Source organism: Anaerocolumna sp. AGMB13025, from assembly GCF_029689925.1.
Taxonomy (GTDB): domain Bacteria; phylum Bacillota; class Clostridia; order Lachnospirales; family Lachnospiraceae; genus Anaerocolumna.
This window is the reverse complement of sequence record NZ_CP121445.1, coordinates 2,392,645-2,410,452: the sequence shown is the minus strand read 5'-3', so window position 1 is coordinate 2,410,452 and position 17,808 is coordinate 2,392,645. Positions and strand designations below refer to the sequence as shown.

Annotated in this window: 11 protein-coding genes and 1 other RNA gene; 1 reads left to right on the top strand and 11 read right to left on the bottom strand. The window is 38.0% G+C overall.

The genetic code is table 11. The features are described from left to right. The first annotated feature begins 324 nt into the window (after positions 1-324). A non-coding RNA gene (gene ssrS / locus QA584_RS09805) (6S RNA) lies at positions 325-501 on the top strand. 99 nt (positions 502-600) lie between these two features. Here the strand turns inward: ssrS and QA584_RS09800 are convergent. The 11 genes from QA584_RS09800 to QA584_RS09750 form a co-directional block, all read right to left on the bottom strand. Then, positions 601-1,656, bottom strand: a complete 1,056-nt coding sequence (locus QA584_RS09800) for a Gfo/Idh/MocA family protein (protein ID WP_278274338.1) — start codon at positions 1,654-1,656, stop codon at positions 601-603. Between the two features lie 198 nt (positions 1,657-1,854). Next, positions 1,855-2,826: a sugar phosphate isomerase/epimerase family protein gene (locus QA584_RS09795; protein WP_278274337.1), complete on the bottom strand. Its 972-nt coding sequence runs from the start codon at positions 2,824-2,826 to the stop codon at positions 1,855-1,857. A 107-nt stretch (positions 2,827-2,933) separates the two neighbouring features. Next, complete coding sequence (locus QA584_RS09790; protein ID WP_278274336.1) at positions 2,934-3,758, bottom strand: AraC family transcriptional regulator; 825 nt, start codon at positions 3,756-3,758, stop codon at positions 2,934-2,936. A 408-nt stretch (positions 3,759-4,166) separates the two neighbouring features. Then, positions 4,167-6,683: a leucine-rich repeat protein gene (locus tag QA584_RS09785; protein ID WP_278274335.1), complete on the bottom strand. Its 2,517-nt coding sequence runs from the start codon at positions 6,681-6,683 to the stop codon at positions 4,167-4,169. Positions 6,684-6,888: 205 nt separating this feature from the next. Next, positions 6,889-7,314 carry a hypothetical protein gene (locus tag QA584_RS09780; RefSeq protein WP_278274334.1) on the bottom strand — a complete coding sequence of 142 codons (426 nt, stop codon included), beginning with the start codon at positions 7,312-7,314 and terminating at the stop codon, positions 6,889-6,891. A gap of 142 nt (positions 7,315-7,456) precedes the next feature. After that, a complete protein-coding gene (locus tag QA584_RS09775; protein ID WP_278274333.1) occupies positions 7,457-10,159 on the bottom strand; it encodes a GH36-type glycosyl hydrolase domain-containing protein in 2,703 nt (900 codons plus the stop codon). Between the two features lie 67 nt (positions 10,160-10,226). Continuing rightward, entirely contained in the window at positions 10,227-11,687 is a 1,461-nt protein-coding gene (locus tag QA584_RS09770; RefSeq protein ID WP_278274332.1) for a response regulator transcription factor, read from the bottom strand. Positions 11,688-11,769: 82 nt separating this feature from the next. Next, complete coding sequence (locus QA584_RS09765) at positions 11,770-13,569, bottom strand: sensor histidine kinase (RefSeq protein WP_278274331.1); 1,800 nt, start codon at positions 13,567-13,569, stop codon at positions 11,770-11,772. A 141-nt stretch (positions 13,570-13,710) separates the two neighbouring features. After that, a complete protein-coding gene (locus tag QA584_RS09760) occupies positions 13,711-15,414 on the bottom strand; it encodes an extracellular solute-binding protein (protein ID WP_278274330.1) in 1,704 nt (567 codons plus the stop codon). Positions 15,415-15,662: 248 nt separating this feature from the next. After that, a complete protein-coding gene (locus QA584_RS09755) occupies positions 15,663-16,571 on the bottom strand; it encodes a carbohydrate ABC transporter permease (protein WP_278274329.1) in 909 nt (302 codons plus the stop codon). A gap of 14 nt (positions 16,572-16,585) precedes the next feature. Next, complete coding sequence (locus QA584_RS09750; protein ID WP_278274328.1) at positions 16,586-17,548, bottom strand: ABC transporter permease; 963 nt, start codon at positions 17,546-17,548, stop codon at positions 16,586-16,588. Positions 17,549-17,808: the final 260 nt, after the last annotated feature.

The window sequence follows — 17,808 nt, the reverse complement described above, 5'->3', positions numbered from 1 at the left end:
TTGTGTAACATCCCCGGCAAAACAGTATCCAGCTCCCGCCCTCCATTGAACATGAACCCCAGTTTTCATTATAATTTATTATATCAAATACGCAAACCTCATATTCAGTCCTAAGTTATTATATCATTTATCGTTTTTTTGTCAATATTTTCACTTGTTAAACTCGCTTCTTTTCACTTGTTAACCCCCTCTTCTCACTAGCTAAAAACCCATTTTCGCTTGCTTAAACTAGTTTGACTTAAGGAAGAAAATTGCGGATGTTTTTACAGAATATTACTATTGTTATCTGCTGCTGAATACTTTATAATTGCTTTAAACAAAAGAAGAATCCTAGGGTGTTCGACATACCTGCCATTTTGATCCTACATGTATTAATAGGGATTCCTATATCTCTGAATGAATGACAAGCCATCTTTGCAGTGGACGTCAGAAATACAGATGCGGTCACCCACCTAGCCCTGCTAGGTATCAAAATTGCAGAAACGGCATTTTGGGTTAATTACACTTATCTTTACATAAAAAAATCCCTGCAAACCTGATTTTTAATCATTATTGCAGAGATTTTATTTTTCTATTGCAGTTCCTTATTCAAATAACTTCTTATTCAAACTCCACAACTTTGTGTTCTTTTGCAGATTCAAAGATTGCTTCCATTAATTTCATTACACGCATTACTTCCGGTAATTTTACTTTCGGTTCTTCCTTCTTCTCAATTACCTGCATCACATTACGGTAGAAGTCTCTGATATCGCTTTTCACAACTGGCAGTTCCTGTTTCTTAATGGTATCTTCCCTGCGGGGAGCCATAGTTTTGGTAAGTCCGGCTGCAGTGCGTACTGGAACTACATCGGCTTCATCCTTACCGGCAGCGCTTACGATTTCACCTTTTAAGTTCCAATCTTCAATCACTGCTGTTCCGTTTACCCCTAACATGTACCACCTGGGCAGATTTATGAAATTGCTGGTTCCTACTTCTACTAAAACTTCTGTACCGTTTTCAAATCTTAATTCAGCAGTAAAGCCGTCATCCACTAATTGGTTTGTAATATGGGTCTCTGTGGCATATATGGTCTTTAATTTTTTATCACCCATCATAAGAAGAATCTGATCTAACAAATGAACACCCCAGTCTAATACCATACCGCCGCCGTGTTCCTTTTCCTGTCTCCAGTCACCTGGTATACCTCTGGAACCATGAACCCTGGATTCGATTCTGTAAACATCACCAAGAAGGTTTTCATCATAGATCTTTTTCATTGTTAAAAAGTCTTCATCCCAGCGTCTGTTCTGATGCACGGTAAAGAGTTTGCCTGTTTCTTTGGAGGCATCTATCATCTCCTGTAAATCCTTTGAACTTAAGGTTACAGGCTTTTCGCTTACAACATTTTTTCCGGCTTTCATCGCCTTAATTGCTATGGGATTATGCAAATCATTGGGAGTAGATACTAGTACAATATCGATACGCTCATCTGACAGTAAAGCCTCAAGGCTTTCATAAGCTTTTACACCAACCTCTTTCGCATAATCAACTCTGGATTCTTTAATATCGTAAATACCGGCAACTTCTAAGCCGTCGATGGAATCAATCAATTCTCTGTGCCAGTTTCCCATTCCACCAAATCCAACAATACCTAACATAAAATTTTGCTTATCCATTCTAATACCATCGCATATCGCAAGTCCTTCCTGCGATACTGCCACATAATAACTTCGAAACAAGTTTCATAGGTTAAAGAAGAATACGGAACACTTTCATTACACTATATTCTTACCACCTTTGAATGAATCATCATGGGGCATCCTTTCATTTTGTTTTTTTACCTTGTCTTATCTTTCTTATGCAAACTATATCTATTAGGCCCAGAACATACTTCCCCGGTCTTCGTAAATCAATACATTCTTAAGGAATTGAATTGCTTTTAGCAGTCCTTCTTTGCCAGACATCAAACTGTCTTCATGTTCTATACTGATTGCATAATCATAACCAACCAAACGAAGTTCTGATATAATCGCTTTCCAGAATTCTTCTCCATGACCGTAACCTACGGAACGGAATATCCAGGAACGGCTGATTTCTTCACCATAATGACCAGTATCGAGTACACCGTTAAGAGCCGTATTATAAGTATCAATTTTGGTATCTTTCGCATGGAAATGATAGATTGCTCCAGCTTTACCAAGTTCTCTGATACAGGCACAAGGATCCATTCCCTGCCAGATTAAGTGGCTTGGATCAAAATTTGCTCCGATTTCAGGTCCTACGGCTTCACGTAAACGGAGTAATGTGCTTGTATTATATACACAGAAGCCCGGATGTAGTTCCAGTGCAATCTTATGGATACCGTGTTCTTTCGCAAACGCCACTTTCTGCTTCCAATAAGGAATTAATACCTCATTCCATTGATAATCCAATATGGCTGTAAAGTCCTCCGGCCATGGGCAGGTAACCCAGTTTGGCTGTTTGTCTAAAGGACTTCCTCCCGGACAGCCGGAAAATGTATTAACCACTGGAACACCTAATTTTTCTGCTAATAAAATTGCTTTGGTCAAATCTTCATCAAACTTTGCTGCAACCGCTTTTACAGGATGCACCATATTGCCATGGCTGCTGAGCGCGCTGATTTCCAGATTGTTATCTTTCAAGGTCTGCTTAAATTCAGCCAGCTTACTTTCATCATTCAATAAAACATCCGGATCACAATGAGCCTTGCCCGGATAGCCTCCGCAGCCTATTTCAATCATCTGAACACCGTTCTGACTTAAGAACTCACAGGCTTCGCTAAGCGGCATTCCCCCCAGAACCACTGAAAAAGTACCTAATTTCATAATTGTCCTCCTTGTATGCAATTTAATAAACTTCTCTGATAATAACATAATATAGTATTATCACCAAAAAAGCTATTAATGTATTGCTGATAATACATACAATCTTGCTATTTCTCCCAAAGTTTTGTCGGTGCATATCCATAGAAGCTGCGGAACTGGCGTCCAAAATTATTGTAGTCCTGGAATCCGACGGCATAAGCCACCTGACATACGGTCATTTCCTTTTGTTCCAATAGGTAATAGGCTTTTTTAAGCCGTATTTCATTAATATAATTGAGAGGACTTTTACCAACACTTTCTTTAAAGAGGTGGCAGAAGCGATATTCGCTGACATGAATGATATCAGCCAACTCCTTATTAGTTATTGGTTCCGTATAATTCTCCTGTATATACTGAAGCACCGTATTTAACCTGCTAAGATTTTTTATTCGGCTTATATTCTCCCGGTCCGAAAGGCTTTGTACTACATAGTTTCTGAGCAAATAAGCGATCAGCTCATAAAGTTTCCCCTTCATTGCAAGTTTATAGCCCGGATTTTTTTCATTCTCTTCTTCATAAATCGACATGATCAGATTACTTATCATAGGATCTGATTCGATGAGGGATTCAAAAATCACATTATAACCTGCTATTTCCTTTGAGAATACCCCCATTTCAAAAATGATGACCAGGGCATGAAAATCAGTCGTATGGCTGATTCCTTCATGAAGCTCATTGCTGTTAATTATGGTAAGGCTTCCTTCTTTCACAGATAAGGGTTTCTGGTTACAATAAAATACACCTTGTCCTTTTATGACGTAATGAAGTTCCAGGTGTTCATGCCAGTGAGGTGAAAAATAGGTTCCAGGTATCCTTATCCGGTTTTCAAACATCTGAACCGGAAATTCTTCATCTTTTATAAATTTTTTTTCGTATAAGCTTAATTCATGCATAGCCGTCCTCAATCATAGGCGATCCTTGGTTTTATTAAGAACCTAATTATTTACCCGTCAATTATAATACGAATCCCAACACAAAGTATATGGATAATCTTATAATATTTAATATGTTTTCTTACTTGGTAATTTCTTATTTTGTAATTTTCTTACTTTGTAATTTTCTTACTTTGTAATTTTCTTACTTTGTAATTTTCTTACTTTGTAATTTTCTTCATATAATTCTTTCTTATTTTCTTTCACAAAATCTATCTCTAATATTTTACCATTTTGATTAATTCGAGTGTCAGAAAGTTAATTTTGTGTTATGAATGAATAAGAGGGTATTCATAAAATACACAAAAAGAGGACTTTTACACTCGTTCGATATACTAATTCTCTTTCACTAAAACGCTCGAACAATTGTTAATCCGTATCCGGTATTTTGCGGTAAAACTTTCCGTTAATGGTACAGTACCTAATATTCATCTGGTAATTATATAACGTAGTCCCGTCGGTATAAAAAGCTTTATTACCATTTTCTACTTTTAAAGACTTAATATAATAGCTCAACGCCATATCGATATAATTGTCAAAAAGTTCCTTGGTACTTTCAGGAATGGAAAGTTCCGAATTCCGGTTGTCTTTCGGGTAGACATACATCTTTTCATAATCCTTACTGTATAGGATTCCATCTTTTGCACTGAAATATTTATTTGCAGGATTCACTTTAATTACCTGCAGGCTTGGTAAATTCAGAATAGGACAATTCAAATCTGAATACTCAAATAATTTCTTCACATTTTTACCGATAACCAGCTCTTTCAGATACGGGTTGGAAGTATCCATATATTTCTCCTCATACTTATAAGTACGGTTATTGCAGATTCCAACCGCATCCGTCACCGTATCAGGTATGGTAAAGGATTCAGAGGTCTTTTGGTAGGGATAGGCAAAGAGAACTGTCATATCCTTATTATAAAGGACACCGTCCACTGTTTTATAATAGGGATTTTTATTGCTTATCACATATTCTTTTATAGCTTTTGACGGAAAGTAATCTCCCCCCATATAACCATTCCACAAGTCTTCTTCAGCCAGAGAATCCGATAAGGTTAAGGTTTCCAAATAGGGATTATCCATAATGGACGCGGTATCTATTTTTTTAACGGTGTTAGGCATAGTAAAGGACTTATCCTTCTTTTGCATCGGATACCAGATAAGCTCTGTTACATCTTTATTATATAACACTCCCTCAATGCTTTTATAAACAGTATTATCATTTGCAACTTCGAAAGCCGTAAGATTATATAGTTTGGGCATATAATCCAATCCCTTCAGCTTAATTAACTCTTTTGACATGGTTATCTTTGTCAGATTCTGATAATTATAATCAGTAAGAGGATATATATCAAATTCCGTTACAGTATCAGGTATCATAAGTTCTGTTAGATTCTTTGGGATATCATACAACACGGTTTTATCTTTATTAAGCAGCATTCCATTTTCACAGGTGTAATAAGGATTATCCTCCGCTATGGTTAGTTTTTCCAGGGTAGGAATGATATAGCAACAGTCATGAGCGTAATATCGAAGGGATTCCACCTTCTTTGATAGCTCCATTTCCTTAACACCACTGTCAATCAGCTTACCTACATCAACATTTTTTAAGGTGTCTGGAAAAACTGCCTTTTCCTGTTTTTTTAAAAAAATAAGCTCCGTACCGGCTTTGTTATATAGACAACCGTTGTAAAGCGAAAAGGCAGTATTTCCTTTCTCCAGAGTTATTTTATCATAACTCTTATACGGGATAGCAATTTCCTTTAAGTCCTTTGGAATGACAATAGCTGTAAACTTCTCAAATATGGATAAATAGGTGAGCTTAGCACTAACAGCCAGACTCTTTAAGGTTGAGGGCAGCTTTAGTTCGGTTTGACTGTAACCCTCCGGGATATAAATAAGTTTTGTCCTTGGTGCATTGTATAGAATCCCCTCATATGAAGCATACCATTTATTTCCTGCTTCCACTAAGATAGTTTTAAGAGCTGCTGCATCCCAAAATGCAGTCTCTGCCACGGAATCCACTGTCTTTGGTATCATAATGGCAGTTAAATCGGACGCCCGAAACGCCTGCTCCTGAATTGTTGTTAACCCCACCGGCAAAACAATTTCTGTTAATGTGGAATCTTTAAAAGCTTCCTTACCAATGACAACGGTTCCTTTTGGTACTGTGTAGCTATTTCCTTTTCCATTCGGGCATAAAAGAAGAGTATCTCCCCTTTTGTTAAAAAGAGCACCTTTTTTAGCACTGTACGAGTTATTTTTGCTGTTTACCTTAAATTCTGAAATACTTCTTAGCTGATTCTGTAGATTATCAAGCTGGTCCGTTTTTAAATTTGCACCTATGGTAACGGTTTTTAAGTTTGAGTGATAAAAGGCCCCCTCCAGTATTGTGGTTACTGTATCCGGTATGGTATAAGAACCATAGGTTAATCCACTTGGATATTTTATCAGCACTGTTTTCTTTTTATCAAACAGAATACCTTTTTGTGAAGTGTACCATTTATTATTCTCTGATACTTTGATTTCCTTAAGATTGCTTAAATAGCCGGAGGGAGTTCTTGAAAATCCTGTAATCTTCTTTACCGTACCGGATATATATATGGTTTCTACATTTGGAAAAGCATCAAATCCATAGGTAAATGAAGTAACTCCCTCCGCGAATACCAGTTTCCTGATTTCCTGATACCTGCATTCAGATTCTGCACTAAAAATAAGATCACTTATTTCATCAGAGGTAATTACAAAAGTATCTTCACCTCGGTAAGGGATGGAGCCCTCCTTTGAATAAGCATATTCTGCTTCTGATGCGGATAAATGGTAATTACCAGAAAATAATGCAATTAAACTAAAAAATAAAACCCCCACTAAAGCTTTCCTCATATATTTTCTATCCTTTCGCTATTATAAGTAGATTCTCATACCATTATTATACATTTTAACCCGAAGTAGTTCAGAATACAATGTGATTATTTCTTCCTCTTTCATTTTAACAGTCTAAACTCTAGATAAATTAAAAACTGCCTTTCCCTTATCAGATAAGCCTTAGGCTTCCTCTGTATTTTTGAAAGGCAGTTTATAAAATATTTCATTTTCTAAAACCATTAACCGCAAAAATCTGATTCAGCTTTTCAATCTGTTCCTCATTTAGCATGACTGTGGGAGAATTATTATCGGAAGTATCCTGATTTTCAACAATTAAAACAGTTCCTTCTTTATCTAAGGTATGGGTATGCCATACTCCCCGTTTTACATTGTATAATTCCATGGGTTTCATGGCAACACCATCCATTTCATGAATAGTATCACCTTTACCTCCGGTAAATAAGGTGCAGCTTCCGCTTAAGAGTACGAAAACTTCATCTGTTTCATTATGTTTCTGCATGGATTTTAAATTCTGGATTTCCAGTTCCTCGCAATATCTTAATTCAGCAACCCTCCAGGCACCAAAATCAATCAATGGTTTATAACCTTCCTCATCATATGAGGTAATATCAATAAATTCATTTTTCATAAGTCCCAAACCTTCCCATTTATGTTGTATACAATATTTCGTATCTACTGATTCAACTAAAAACGCCTTCCTTGCTGATTTTATCAAGTATACCAAGACAAAAATAACTGCGTAATTTGAATTAATAAGTTTATTCTTTCATCTAAACCAGCTCTACTGTAATTATATGTTGCTTTGCAGCCTCCAGGTTTTCTAAAAAGCCTCTACGGATTGTACCGTTTTCCTTCTCCACATCGTATAAGGTATCGCCGATTGAAACGCTGCCAACCTTGTAAGCTCCGTATTCTTTACCGGAGATATTCCTGTATACCACCAAAAGCTTTCTGCCTGCAAAAATAAATTCAGCCGAAGCCTCTTTCTCCTCATTAAACTGTTCAAGCATCAGTTTTGGTTCTAACACAAGGTCACCTAAATATCCCTTGATGCCAAACATTTCACTTAAAACAGTAAGTAACAGCCAGCTTGCAGAACCGGTCAGGTAATGATACAGGCCTCTTTTATTATCGCCAATATACTCTGGAATTCCGGGGTAGGTCCTGCTCTTTGTGAAATCACTTAAGTGGCTGTAAAGACTGTGAATTACCTTATACCCTTCGGATACAAATTTTCTTTGATAAAGGGCATTGGCATACATGACTGCCATATGGGAAAATACCGCTCCGTTTTCCTTACTGCCATAAGCAAACCCAAACATTCTGCCAAGATCGGTTTTTAATTCCTTAAAGTCTGTATTTAACTTATAACCGCCCATGGAGGCATCATAGAGATAAGCATCTGCTGCCGCAGTTATTTCCCTGACCTGATCCCCGGTTGCGGTACCTGACATGATTGCAAAGACCTGTCCGGTTAACATCATACGTACCCCGTGTTCATTATCTCCTTCTACCTGTCTTCCGTTGTTATCATAATAACTGTTAAACCAGGAATGTCCGCCTTTTACAGTAATCCATTCTGTCTTACGGATGTGTTCCTTAATCCAGGCTGCTTTATTAATAAGGCCTGCTGCTAACTCTTTGCAGGATATCACTGCCTTCTCACCACTTATGGTGTGTTTACAGGCACCGCAATACGTCTGCAGCAATTCCTGTTTCTTTTTCGGGTCCTCATAAAGATTATCATCATCCTTAAGTAAAATTTCTATCTCCTTTAACAACGGTAATTCTTTTATTCCCTGGCGGTCTAACTGGAGAATAAGTTCTGCCATCTGTTCTAAATTATCCCCATAAAGAAAAGTAAAGGCAACACTTTCTCCCCGTTCCTTTGCCATATCCAGGGCATCGTTCCAGTCCGCACCTCTCATACGGATATGATTATGTTCTCCCACATCATAAAAGGAGGTCAAATGCTGAATCAGCATGTGTTCTATGACACTTCCCTTATATTCCCTGCCGTCCTTGGTTTTTAGATGGCTTCCATCCTCTGGTTTCCATAAAGTATCCTTATCCTCTCCGCGAAATGCCTGTGGATCTTTAAAATAATAATTTTCCTTAAGTAATAGGTTTAGATCCCCGCTCTGCATTATGTAGAGCTTTGTAGTAATAAAAGGCCATACGCCATGGTCCATCCATACTCTGGTAATGTTATTCCGGTCTGCGATAAATTCTCCCTGTCTGCTGCCGATTATCGTTGCATTACTGCCATCTGCCCTGACGCCTCCAAAGTTATCAAATAACATATCTCTTACACCATCCGGATTCATAATCAGCAGGGCAAGACAGTCCTGCCATAAATCCCTCCAGCCCCGTCCGCCTTTACCGTAATCATGGTGTGGCAGAAAAGAGCACCCATATATCCTCCTTAGCATAGGCTGAAAATTCACCCACTGCATCCAGGCATCAAAATTCTTGTCTCCGGTCTTATATGTAATATTCAGCTTTTCTTCCCAATAAGCTATCGTTTCAGTAAGAGCTGTCGTAAGGGCTGCCTTACTTAGATAAGGCTTAACCATTTTATCCAAAGCTTCTTTTGATTCTCCGTAACCCAATACAATAATATAAGTTCTTTCTTCCCCGGGCTTTAAGGTAACTGCTGCAAAACGGAGACCTCCAAGTGCTTCATAGCCTTCCAGCTTTGCTCCCTCTGTCACATATGGGATAGATTCATCCCAAATTGCTGCCGGATTCTCAAAGCTGCCGCCTTCCCCGATAAACGTTTCCACCTGAGGATAAAACCCCACCGGTACCTCTCCTTCTTCACCTGTACCAAATACACCGTAGACAATCGTATTCTTTCTATGCCCTCTTTCATCAAAAGTCAGGGTCGGATTAAGCACTACGCCTTCTTTTATTACCTCTACTCTATGAAGCAGAGAAGTCACATGTCTGTGATCCCTTACATTATCTGCTGATCTTCCGTAAAGTGGGATTGCTGCGGTAGGTATGAATTCCAGGATATCTTCCCCGGAATTCTTTAGTGTTACCTCCATAAGTTCCACGGTGTCATTTGAACAAGGTACGAAGGAAGTAATCTCAGCGGTTATCCCATATTCTTTTGAAACCCTTGAAACCTTCTGCCACAGGATACCGGCTGTGAGCACCGTTTCTTCCTTATCCTGGCTAAAAAGGGCTGCTTCCTGCTTCGCTGACTTGCCCGTGGCCGACCAGATCCCTTTCCCTTTTATATTACACCAGAAGTTCCTGGAAGATTTATTGTTATGTAAATCTTCACTGCTTACCGGAGCTAATAAAAAGGTATTCTGACCCATTTTGCTATCTCCGCCCAAAGTTGGTGTGACACTGCCCATTACACCGCTTTCATTAGCAATCGGAAAATAGAGATAGCTGTTTCGCTCCGGATTTATTAACCGAAACCTGCCTTTTTCATCTAAAAATTGATATCCTTCCATACCTGTCTCCCATCTACGCTGTCTGCGTATTGTATTATTAGTTTATATCGAAATTTTTGATATCTTCTCAAGGAATTAAATTCAATTTGCCAACCTGGGCATTCTTCCGATACTCCGAGGGGGATACACCGCAGACAGTTTTAAAGAGCTTCATAAAGTGTTTCTCATTCTCATATCCCACCTGGCTGCTGATTTCAATAATCTTTTTATCGGTTTCTTCCAATAACCGTTTTGCTTCATTAATCCGTATGGTTTTTAAAAAGTTCACAAAATTCATTCCGGTATACTGCTTAAATACATAGGAAAACAAGGAATAATTCATGGATATGTAATTGGATACTACTGCCATATTCAGATCCTTATCGAAATTTTCCTGAATGTACTTCATGGCCTTTTGCATTTTCTGTTTATTTTTATAATCGTCAAATTCATTCAATAATTTATCATTAATAGCTTCAATCCAGGCTGATATAGCCTCAAAGTAGCTGCCGGCATTATCATACTCAAATACATTCTTTAAGTCTTTTAAGTTCTCTGCGTTAAAATCCAGTACATTCTTATAGTTCGCACATATTCGCTCTACCACAGCATTCATAATTGACATGAAACGATCCGGTTCGATCTGACCCTGTTTGGTTTTATAGAGGATACGGATTAAAAACTTATTCGCTTCCTCTAATTTATCGGTTCCTACCATCTGAACAAACTGCTCAATCATTTCCTCAGAAACCGTTTCTTTCAGACTATCTGCCCGGTTATATTCTATAATAAAACTCCCTGTTGCAAAAGCATATTTTCTTGCATACAGGGCTTGTGCATACCCTTCCTTTAATTCTCTGAGGTTCTTATGTACCCTGCTTACCCCTACAAAATGATCCTTTAAAAGATTGCTTAAAACTTCTTCTTTATCCGAAGCCTTAAGGATAAATACACTTTGCCCGTTTATATCGTCCAAAAAGATAACATTCTCCCGGTTTAAGTCTTCTAAAGTCTTATAGTTTGTGCAGCAGATAACATAGTCACAGTCAAAAAAATAGTCCTTAAACTTACTTTCGATTGATAAAACTTCCTCTTCTGATATACTGTTATTCAGCAGCATGTATTTAAACTGCTGACACCCGATTTTTAAGTTTTCATTAAGCTGTATCTCTTCCGCATTAATTTCCTGCTCCAGTTTTTGGAGTATCATACTTATTTTATCCCGTTCTATTGGTTTTAGCAAATACTCTTTTGCTCCATACCGCAATAACTCCACTGCATAGGAAAAATCATCATACCCGCTTATTACTATGACTTTAGGTACATAAGGAAGCGATTGTATCTCTTTTACTAAGGTGATACCATCTTTTTTGGGCATGCGGATATCGGTTATCATTACATCAATTTGATTATTCTTAACAATTTCATAAGCTTCTTCTCCATTTTTACATAAGATAACTTCCTCAATAGGTACTAAGGAGCGCATAACCATTGCCTTAATACCCTGTCGAATGATTTTTTCATCCTCTACGATTAATAATTTTTTCATAAATCCTCCCCATAATAAAAAGTATAACGTACCTTGTTACAGATATTCTTCTGCCATTCGTTACATATCCCACCCTTTTATTTTAGGCATTGTCTGAGGTATAGGGTATTTTAACTATTACCTTGGTGTAACACCCCTTTTTCGAAGCAATACTAATTCCGTACTCCTCACCAAAATTTATCTTAATACGGTCCTGGACATTTTTAAGGCCGATTCCATTCCCTGAACTGCCGGTTGTTTCTATTTCTCCCTCTATCTTCTTTTGCAATTGTACGATTTCATCCTCCGTCATACCCCTGCCTGCATCTGTAATTTCTATGGTGCAGTAGTTATGAAAGATGATCCCTTTCATATAAATGCTGGTATCTTCCGCTAATTCTTCAATCCCATGATAGATTGCATTTTCAATAATAGGCTGTAAGGACATCTTCGGAATTTCCTGCTCGTAGATGGAATCCGGAATATTTAAGCTTAAATAGATTTCATAATCAAACCTTAAATTAATCAAGGCCAGGTAATTTTTTATGTAATCAATCTCATCTCCCACCGTAACATGTTTTGATACCCACTTCATGCTGTAGCGAAGAAGCTTGCCAAGAGCGGTTACCGCATCGGAGATCTCAAATTTTTCATCTACCTCTGCCATCATCTTTATGGATTCCAGTACATTATAAATGAAATGTGCATTGATCTGATTCTGCAAAGCACGGATTTCTGTGTTCTTTACCAGTACCTCCCGTTTGATATTATCATCCATCAATTGATTAATTTTGATTAACATTTTATTGATCTGCTGACCTAACTCTCCGATTTCATCATCCCGGTAACTCGGAACCCGTACATCCAAATCTCCTTTTTGGACCTTACGTACCGTATTCATTATAACATAAAACTGCTTTAAAATAATCTTTACCATTTTATCTGAAACAAACATCAGCACAATTACAATGATAAAAAAACATGCCCAAAAGATATTGCGTAAATTATTTACTGAGGTTAAATCCTCCTTTAAGGATACAAGACGAAACAGATATCCGTTTAATTCTTTTACATTTTTATAGCAGACTACCACGGATTCCCCATCCAAAATCATGGTATCATAGGAAATGTCCTCTAAATTCTCAGGCATATTATGTATAACCTCAGAGATATCATCAAGCCATCTGCAGTCATAATCCGGATCAAAGTAATACTTACCGCTGCCATCCACAAAACAGGTCCATTCCTCTTCTGTAGGGGAATAGATTTGCGGAAACAATAGTTCCATCTTGGTGGACACTTCAATTACAGCTTTCATACCATTGCTTAAGGTATTCTGAGTCACCAGAGAAACCAAATGGTCGCTTCCGTAAGTAGAATAGGTAGGAAAGATCTCATCCGGATAATCAAACTGCCAGGTCCCGGACTGGGGTACACCCTTCTTCGTCCACTCAAGCCGCGTCATTCTATCTTTCCGGTAAAGAATAGGCATCATTTCAGGTATTTTATCAAAATCTGCATAAACCCTGATCTGATACAGATAGGGGTTGGTATTCACTATTTTCTCCAGGGCCTTTATCTCAGTCTGATAAAAATTCAATAGCTCCTGGGTCTTAAATTCTTCCCTTTCACAGAACCTTACAACATAATTCCAAAAATTCTGGCTGTTTATCATTACCTGGGTGGACATCCGGCACATTTCCACATTTTTTTGGATCTGATTATAGTTTTGCGTGAAATTTAGTTCCACATTTTTCATTTTTTCTTTGATTTTAGAGTCTTTTATATTTTCAAAGAACAAAAGTGAAAAGATGACCATAGGAAAAACGATGATTAACATAATAAAAAATGTAAATTTATGGCTTAATTTTAAGGAGGAAAACATCCTTTTTATCTGTTTCATTTATGCCTCCGGGCAGTAAGAATTATAAAACAAGCCGAATTATTTCTATTTATTTCTATTTATTTTATTATAAAGAATTTCATGGGAAAAAACAACCTGATGAAAGAATTATCAGGCTGTTTTTTCCCTAGTTGCTTTTAATTATTTAATTCCTAATTTAACCTTTGCTTCATCCATCATTTCCGTCTTAGCAGCTAAAACCTTGTCGTAGCCGTAATCAGCACGGTGTTTAAGGAATTCACTCCAGATACTGTCAAATTCGGTCTCTGAACCAGCCAGTAAAAGTTTTGGAAGTACTACACCCCATTCATTATCTACCTGGGTCTGGATATCCATTTCATTTGAATCTGCCGGCAGGGATACATCATACTGGGAGGTTGACATTACATAGGGATATGTCCAGGTTTCCATCTGACCAAGGGGTTCTGTAGGAGGTACTGCCCATTTTAGTGCCATTGCATTATCCTGGAACATCCAGTAGGTAGAATCTGCACCGTATTGTTTGTTATATTGATTTCTGTCTTCTGTCAACATTGTTCTGACATCTGGTTTCATGGTAGCTACGCCGTCTACATAATCCCAGGTAGTTCCTTCTACACCTAACCAGGTCATGAGCTGTCCGTGTTCACTCATCAGATAAGAAAACAACTGAATTGCACGGTCAGGGCGTTCACAGTTTTTAGAAATCATAGTCACAGTCCAGCCGTTGATACCGGTTCCTGGTAAGGTATAAGCATCCCCTTTACTGTTCTTTGGTCCATCAACTGCCATATAGATACTGTTAGGATCATTAGCATACAGAATCTTTTGCTGATCGGCTAAGTCTGTTCTTTGGAATAACATACAGAAGTAACGTCCCTGTGCTACCTTTTCCTGCATTTGTGCCCGCTTATCAATAAAAATATCGTCTGACAGATAGCCTTCCTGTCCTAAATCCCTGAAAGTTTTTAACCATCTTACTAATTCCGGATCGGTAAATCTGTCATAATATTTTCCGTCCTTTTCATAGGGTACGGCTAAGAAGTTGCATAAATACTGATCAAAGGAAACATTACCGGTAGCAGTGAATTCATGGGCACCGATTGGTATGATGGGCTGACCGTTAATTTGCGGATATTTATCCACGGCAGCTTTTACTGCGGCTTTAAAGCCTTCCGGTGTTGTCATATCAGGGCTTCCGATTGCTTCATAGATATCTTTTCTAACCAAAAAGGTCTGATTAGAGGCAATGTTATCATATTTTTCATAATCTGCCGGAGAAAATGAGGAGTTCGGATAACCGTAAATATGTCCGTCCTCCTTGGTAAACCAGCTTACACGGCTTTTATCCGCAACACTAAACCAATAAGGATCATATTGATTTGCAAGATCATCCAAGGCATATACCATACCATCTTCAATCATCTGGTTTGTCTGGGGTTCATACCAGCCTAAGGTAACCAGGTCTGGGAGTGAATCGGAAGCAATTAAAGAATTTAATTTTTCTGATTCGGTTCCTGCCGGAACTACGAATTCAATATTACAGCCGGTTTCTTCTGTAATTGTCTTGGATACTAAATTCTCACCCCAGGGAGTGGTAAACCAGGAAAAATTAATGTACCAGGTCAAATCAACTTTATCTGCCGCATTTTTCTGCCAGCCCGGAACGCTATCCCCGGACGTATCGGCAGTTTCTGAGGTGCCTGTTGTTTCCGCGGTGTCGGTATCTGCCGCTTTCGTACTGGCCGTCTCCTCTGTTACGGCATTCCCTCCTGTCGTTTCATTCTTTTTTGCACAGCCGGCAGAAGTTAAAGCCATTACAAAAACAAGTGCCAGAGCTGCTACCTTTTTGTAACTTTTTTTCATAGTTTTATACCCAATGCATATCGCAAAATGACTTGCGATACTGCCACAAATAAAATGTGAAACAAGTTTCACAGGTTGAAAGAATGGTATTGTGGCATCCTTTCTTTCTTATATTTTCTTTCAACCTTTGTGTCAGGACCTGCAGGAAGAAACTAAAAATGAAACTCCTCTGATTTCATTTTAGCGTGCTGAAGATGCTTTTTTCTTCACAATCCCTCATTTTTTTCATAATTCGTATAAATATACATTTATTCCTTAACTGCGCCAATCATCATTCCCTTTACAAAATACTTTTGGAGGAACGGATAAACGCAGCATATAGGCAAAGTAGTAATAACCATGGCTGCCAGTTTAATGGAGGTGGAGGTGGTATCAGAGGCAGTTATATTGGATGCAGAAATGGACTGGGCCATCTGGCTGGATTGAACCTGTGCCACCATACGGTAGAGATAGGTCTGAATAGGTTCTAAGTCTACCCGGTTTGTCATAAACATCAAGCCGCCGAAATAGTCGTTCCATTGACCCACCCCAGCAAATAAGGCGATGGTTGCAAGGACAGGCTTAGATAAGGGCAATATAACTTTCACAAAGATTTTCCAGTCAGTAGCACCGTCAATTTTAGCGGATTCCTCTAAAGAGGCAGGAATTTCACGGAAAAAACTTATAAAAATCAGCAAATTAAAAAAATTAAAGGCCATCGGTATGATATAAACTAAAAAGTTATTTAATAAATTCAAATGTTTGAACAAAATAAAGGTTGGTATTAACCCTCCGGCAAAGAACATGGTTATGGTTCCAAACATCATATATACTTTTCTGCCCATGAGGTGGCTTTTGGATAAGGGATAAGAGACCATAGCGGTAAAAAATACCGTCAGTAAGGTTCCAAGGACAGTCTTTCCAATGGTAACCTTAAACGCCTGTAGCACACTGCTGTCTTCAAATACTGTTTTATAATTTTCCAAAGAGAACTTCCTGGGCCACCAGTAAATTCCGCCAAGCATAGCATCCTTGGCATCATTAAAGGAGTTAACCACCACATACCAAATCGGATAAATACATAAAAAGCAAATCAATATCATAAATATATAGTTAACCGTATCAAAGATAAGCGTACCCTTTGATCGTTTTATTTTCGTTCCAGCTGTTTTTTTCACAGTAAACCCTCCCTCTAATATAATGACCTGCCCAGTAATTTCTTACAGGAGGTATTGCCGATTAAGAGCAGAAATAAGGCTATAACCGATTTAAAAAGCCCGACTGCCGTAGCATAGGAGTATTTTCCGTTGGTCATTCCGACCTGATAAACATAGGTATCAATTACCTGGCTTCTTGATATATTAATCTGATTCTTTAAATTCATCATCTGGTCAAAGTTAGCGTTCATTAAACCGGCAATCTGCAGGATAAGCATAATAGCAATAGTCCCGGTAATAGAAGGCAGTGTTATGTATATTATTTTCTTAAATTTAGAAGCCCCGTCCACAGTGGCTGCCTCATAAATCTGTTGATCTACTGAGGTTATGGCTGCCAGATAAATAATTGCCCCCCACCCAAGTTCCTTCCAGCTATCCGTTATCAAGGCCAGCGGCCAGAAGTATTTTGGTATCCCTAAGAAAGAAATCGGTTCTTTAATCACATGGATCGCCATGAAAAAGTCATTAATAATACCTTCTTTACTGAGCCAGCTGGTTAAAATACCGCCAAGTACAACCCAGGATAAAAAGTGGGGAAGGTAAGAAATGGTCTGAGAAACCTTCTTAAACTTCATTCCTCTGATTTCATTAATTAATAGTGCGAAAATAATAGGTAATGGAAACCCGATTACCAGCTTCAGTAAACTGATACCAAGGGTATTGGTCATAATGTCCCAAAAGTTTGTATCCTGAAAAAATTCCTTAAAATATTTAAATCCCACCCAGGGTGCTTCTGCAATGGTTTTTGTAATCTTATACTTTTTAAATGCAATTACGATACCGCCCATGGGAATATAATTAAATATAATCATCCACAGGATACCAGGAAGCACCATAAACTGCAGATAGCGCTGATTCCACCATTTTTTTAAGACAGTTCTGCTTACTTTTGCCTGCCTGGGCTGTATCATATTACTTTTTTCAACCGCTCTAGCCATACTTTTTCCTCCATCTGTCATCTGATGTATTAATCATATAAAAAATATGCTATTTAAAAAACGTTTTTATTTTATATAAGGTGTCATTTTTTTATATTAAAAAAATCACATAATTTTACCGAACAGGATTTTATTCTTTAAAATATTTAGATTGGAAGCTGAAAAGAGGCCATAATACAGAGTAACGACTGCTCGTTATATGCATTATGGCTTTTCATAATCTTCGGCCGTCTTATGGGGTCTTCTAATCGGCAATCCTA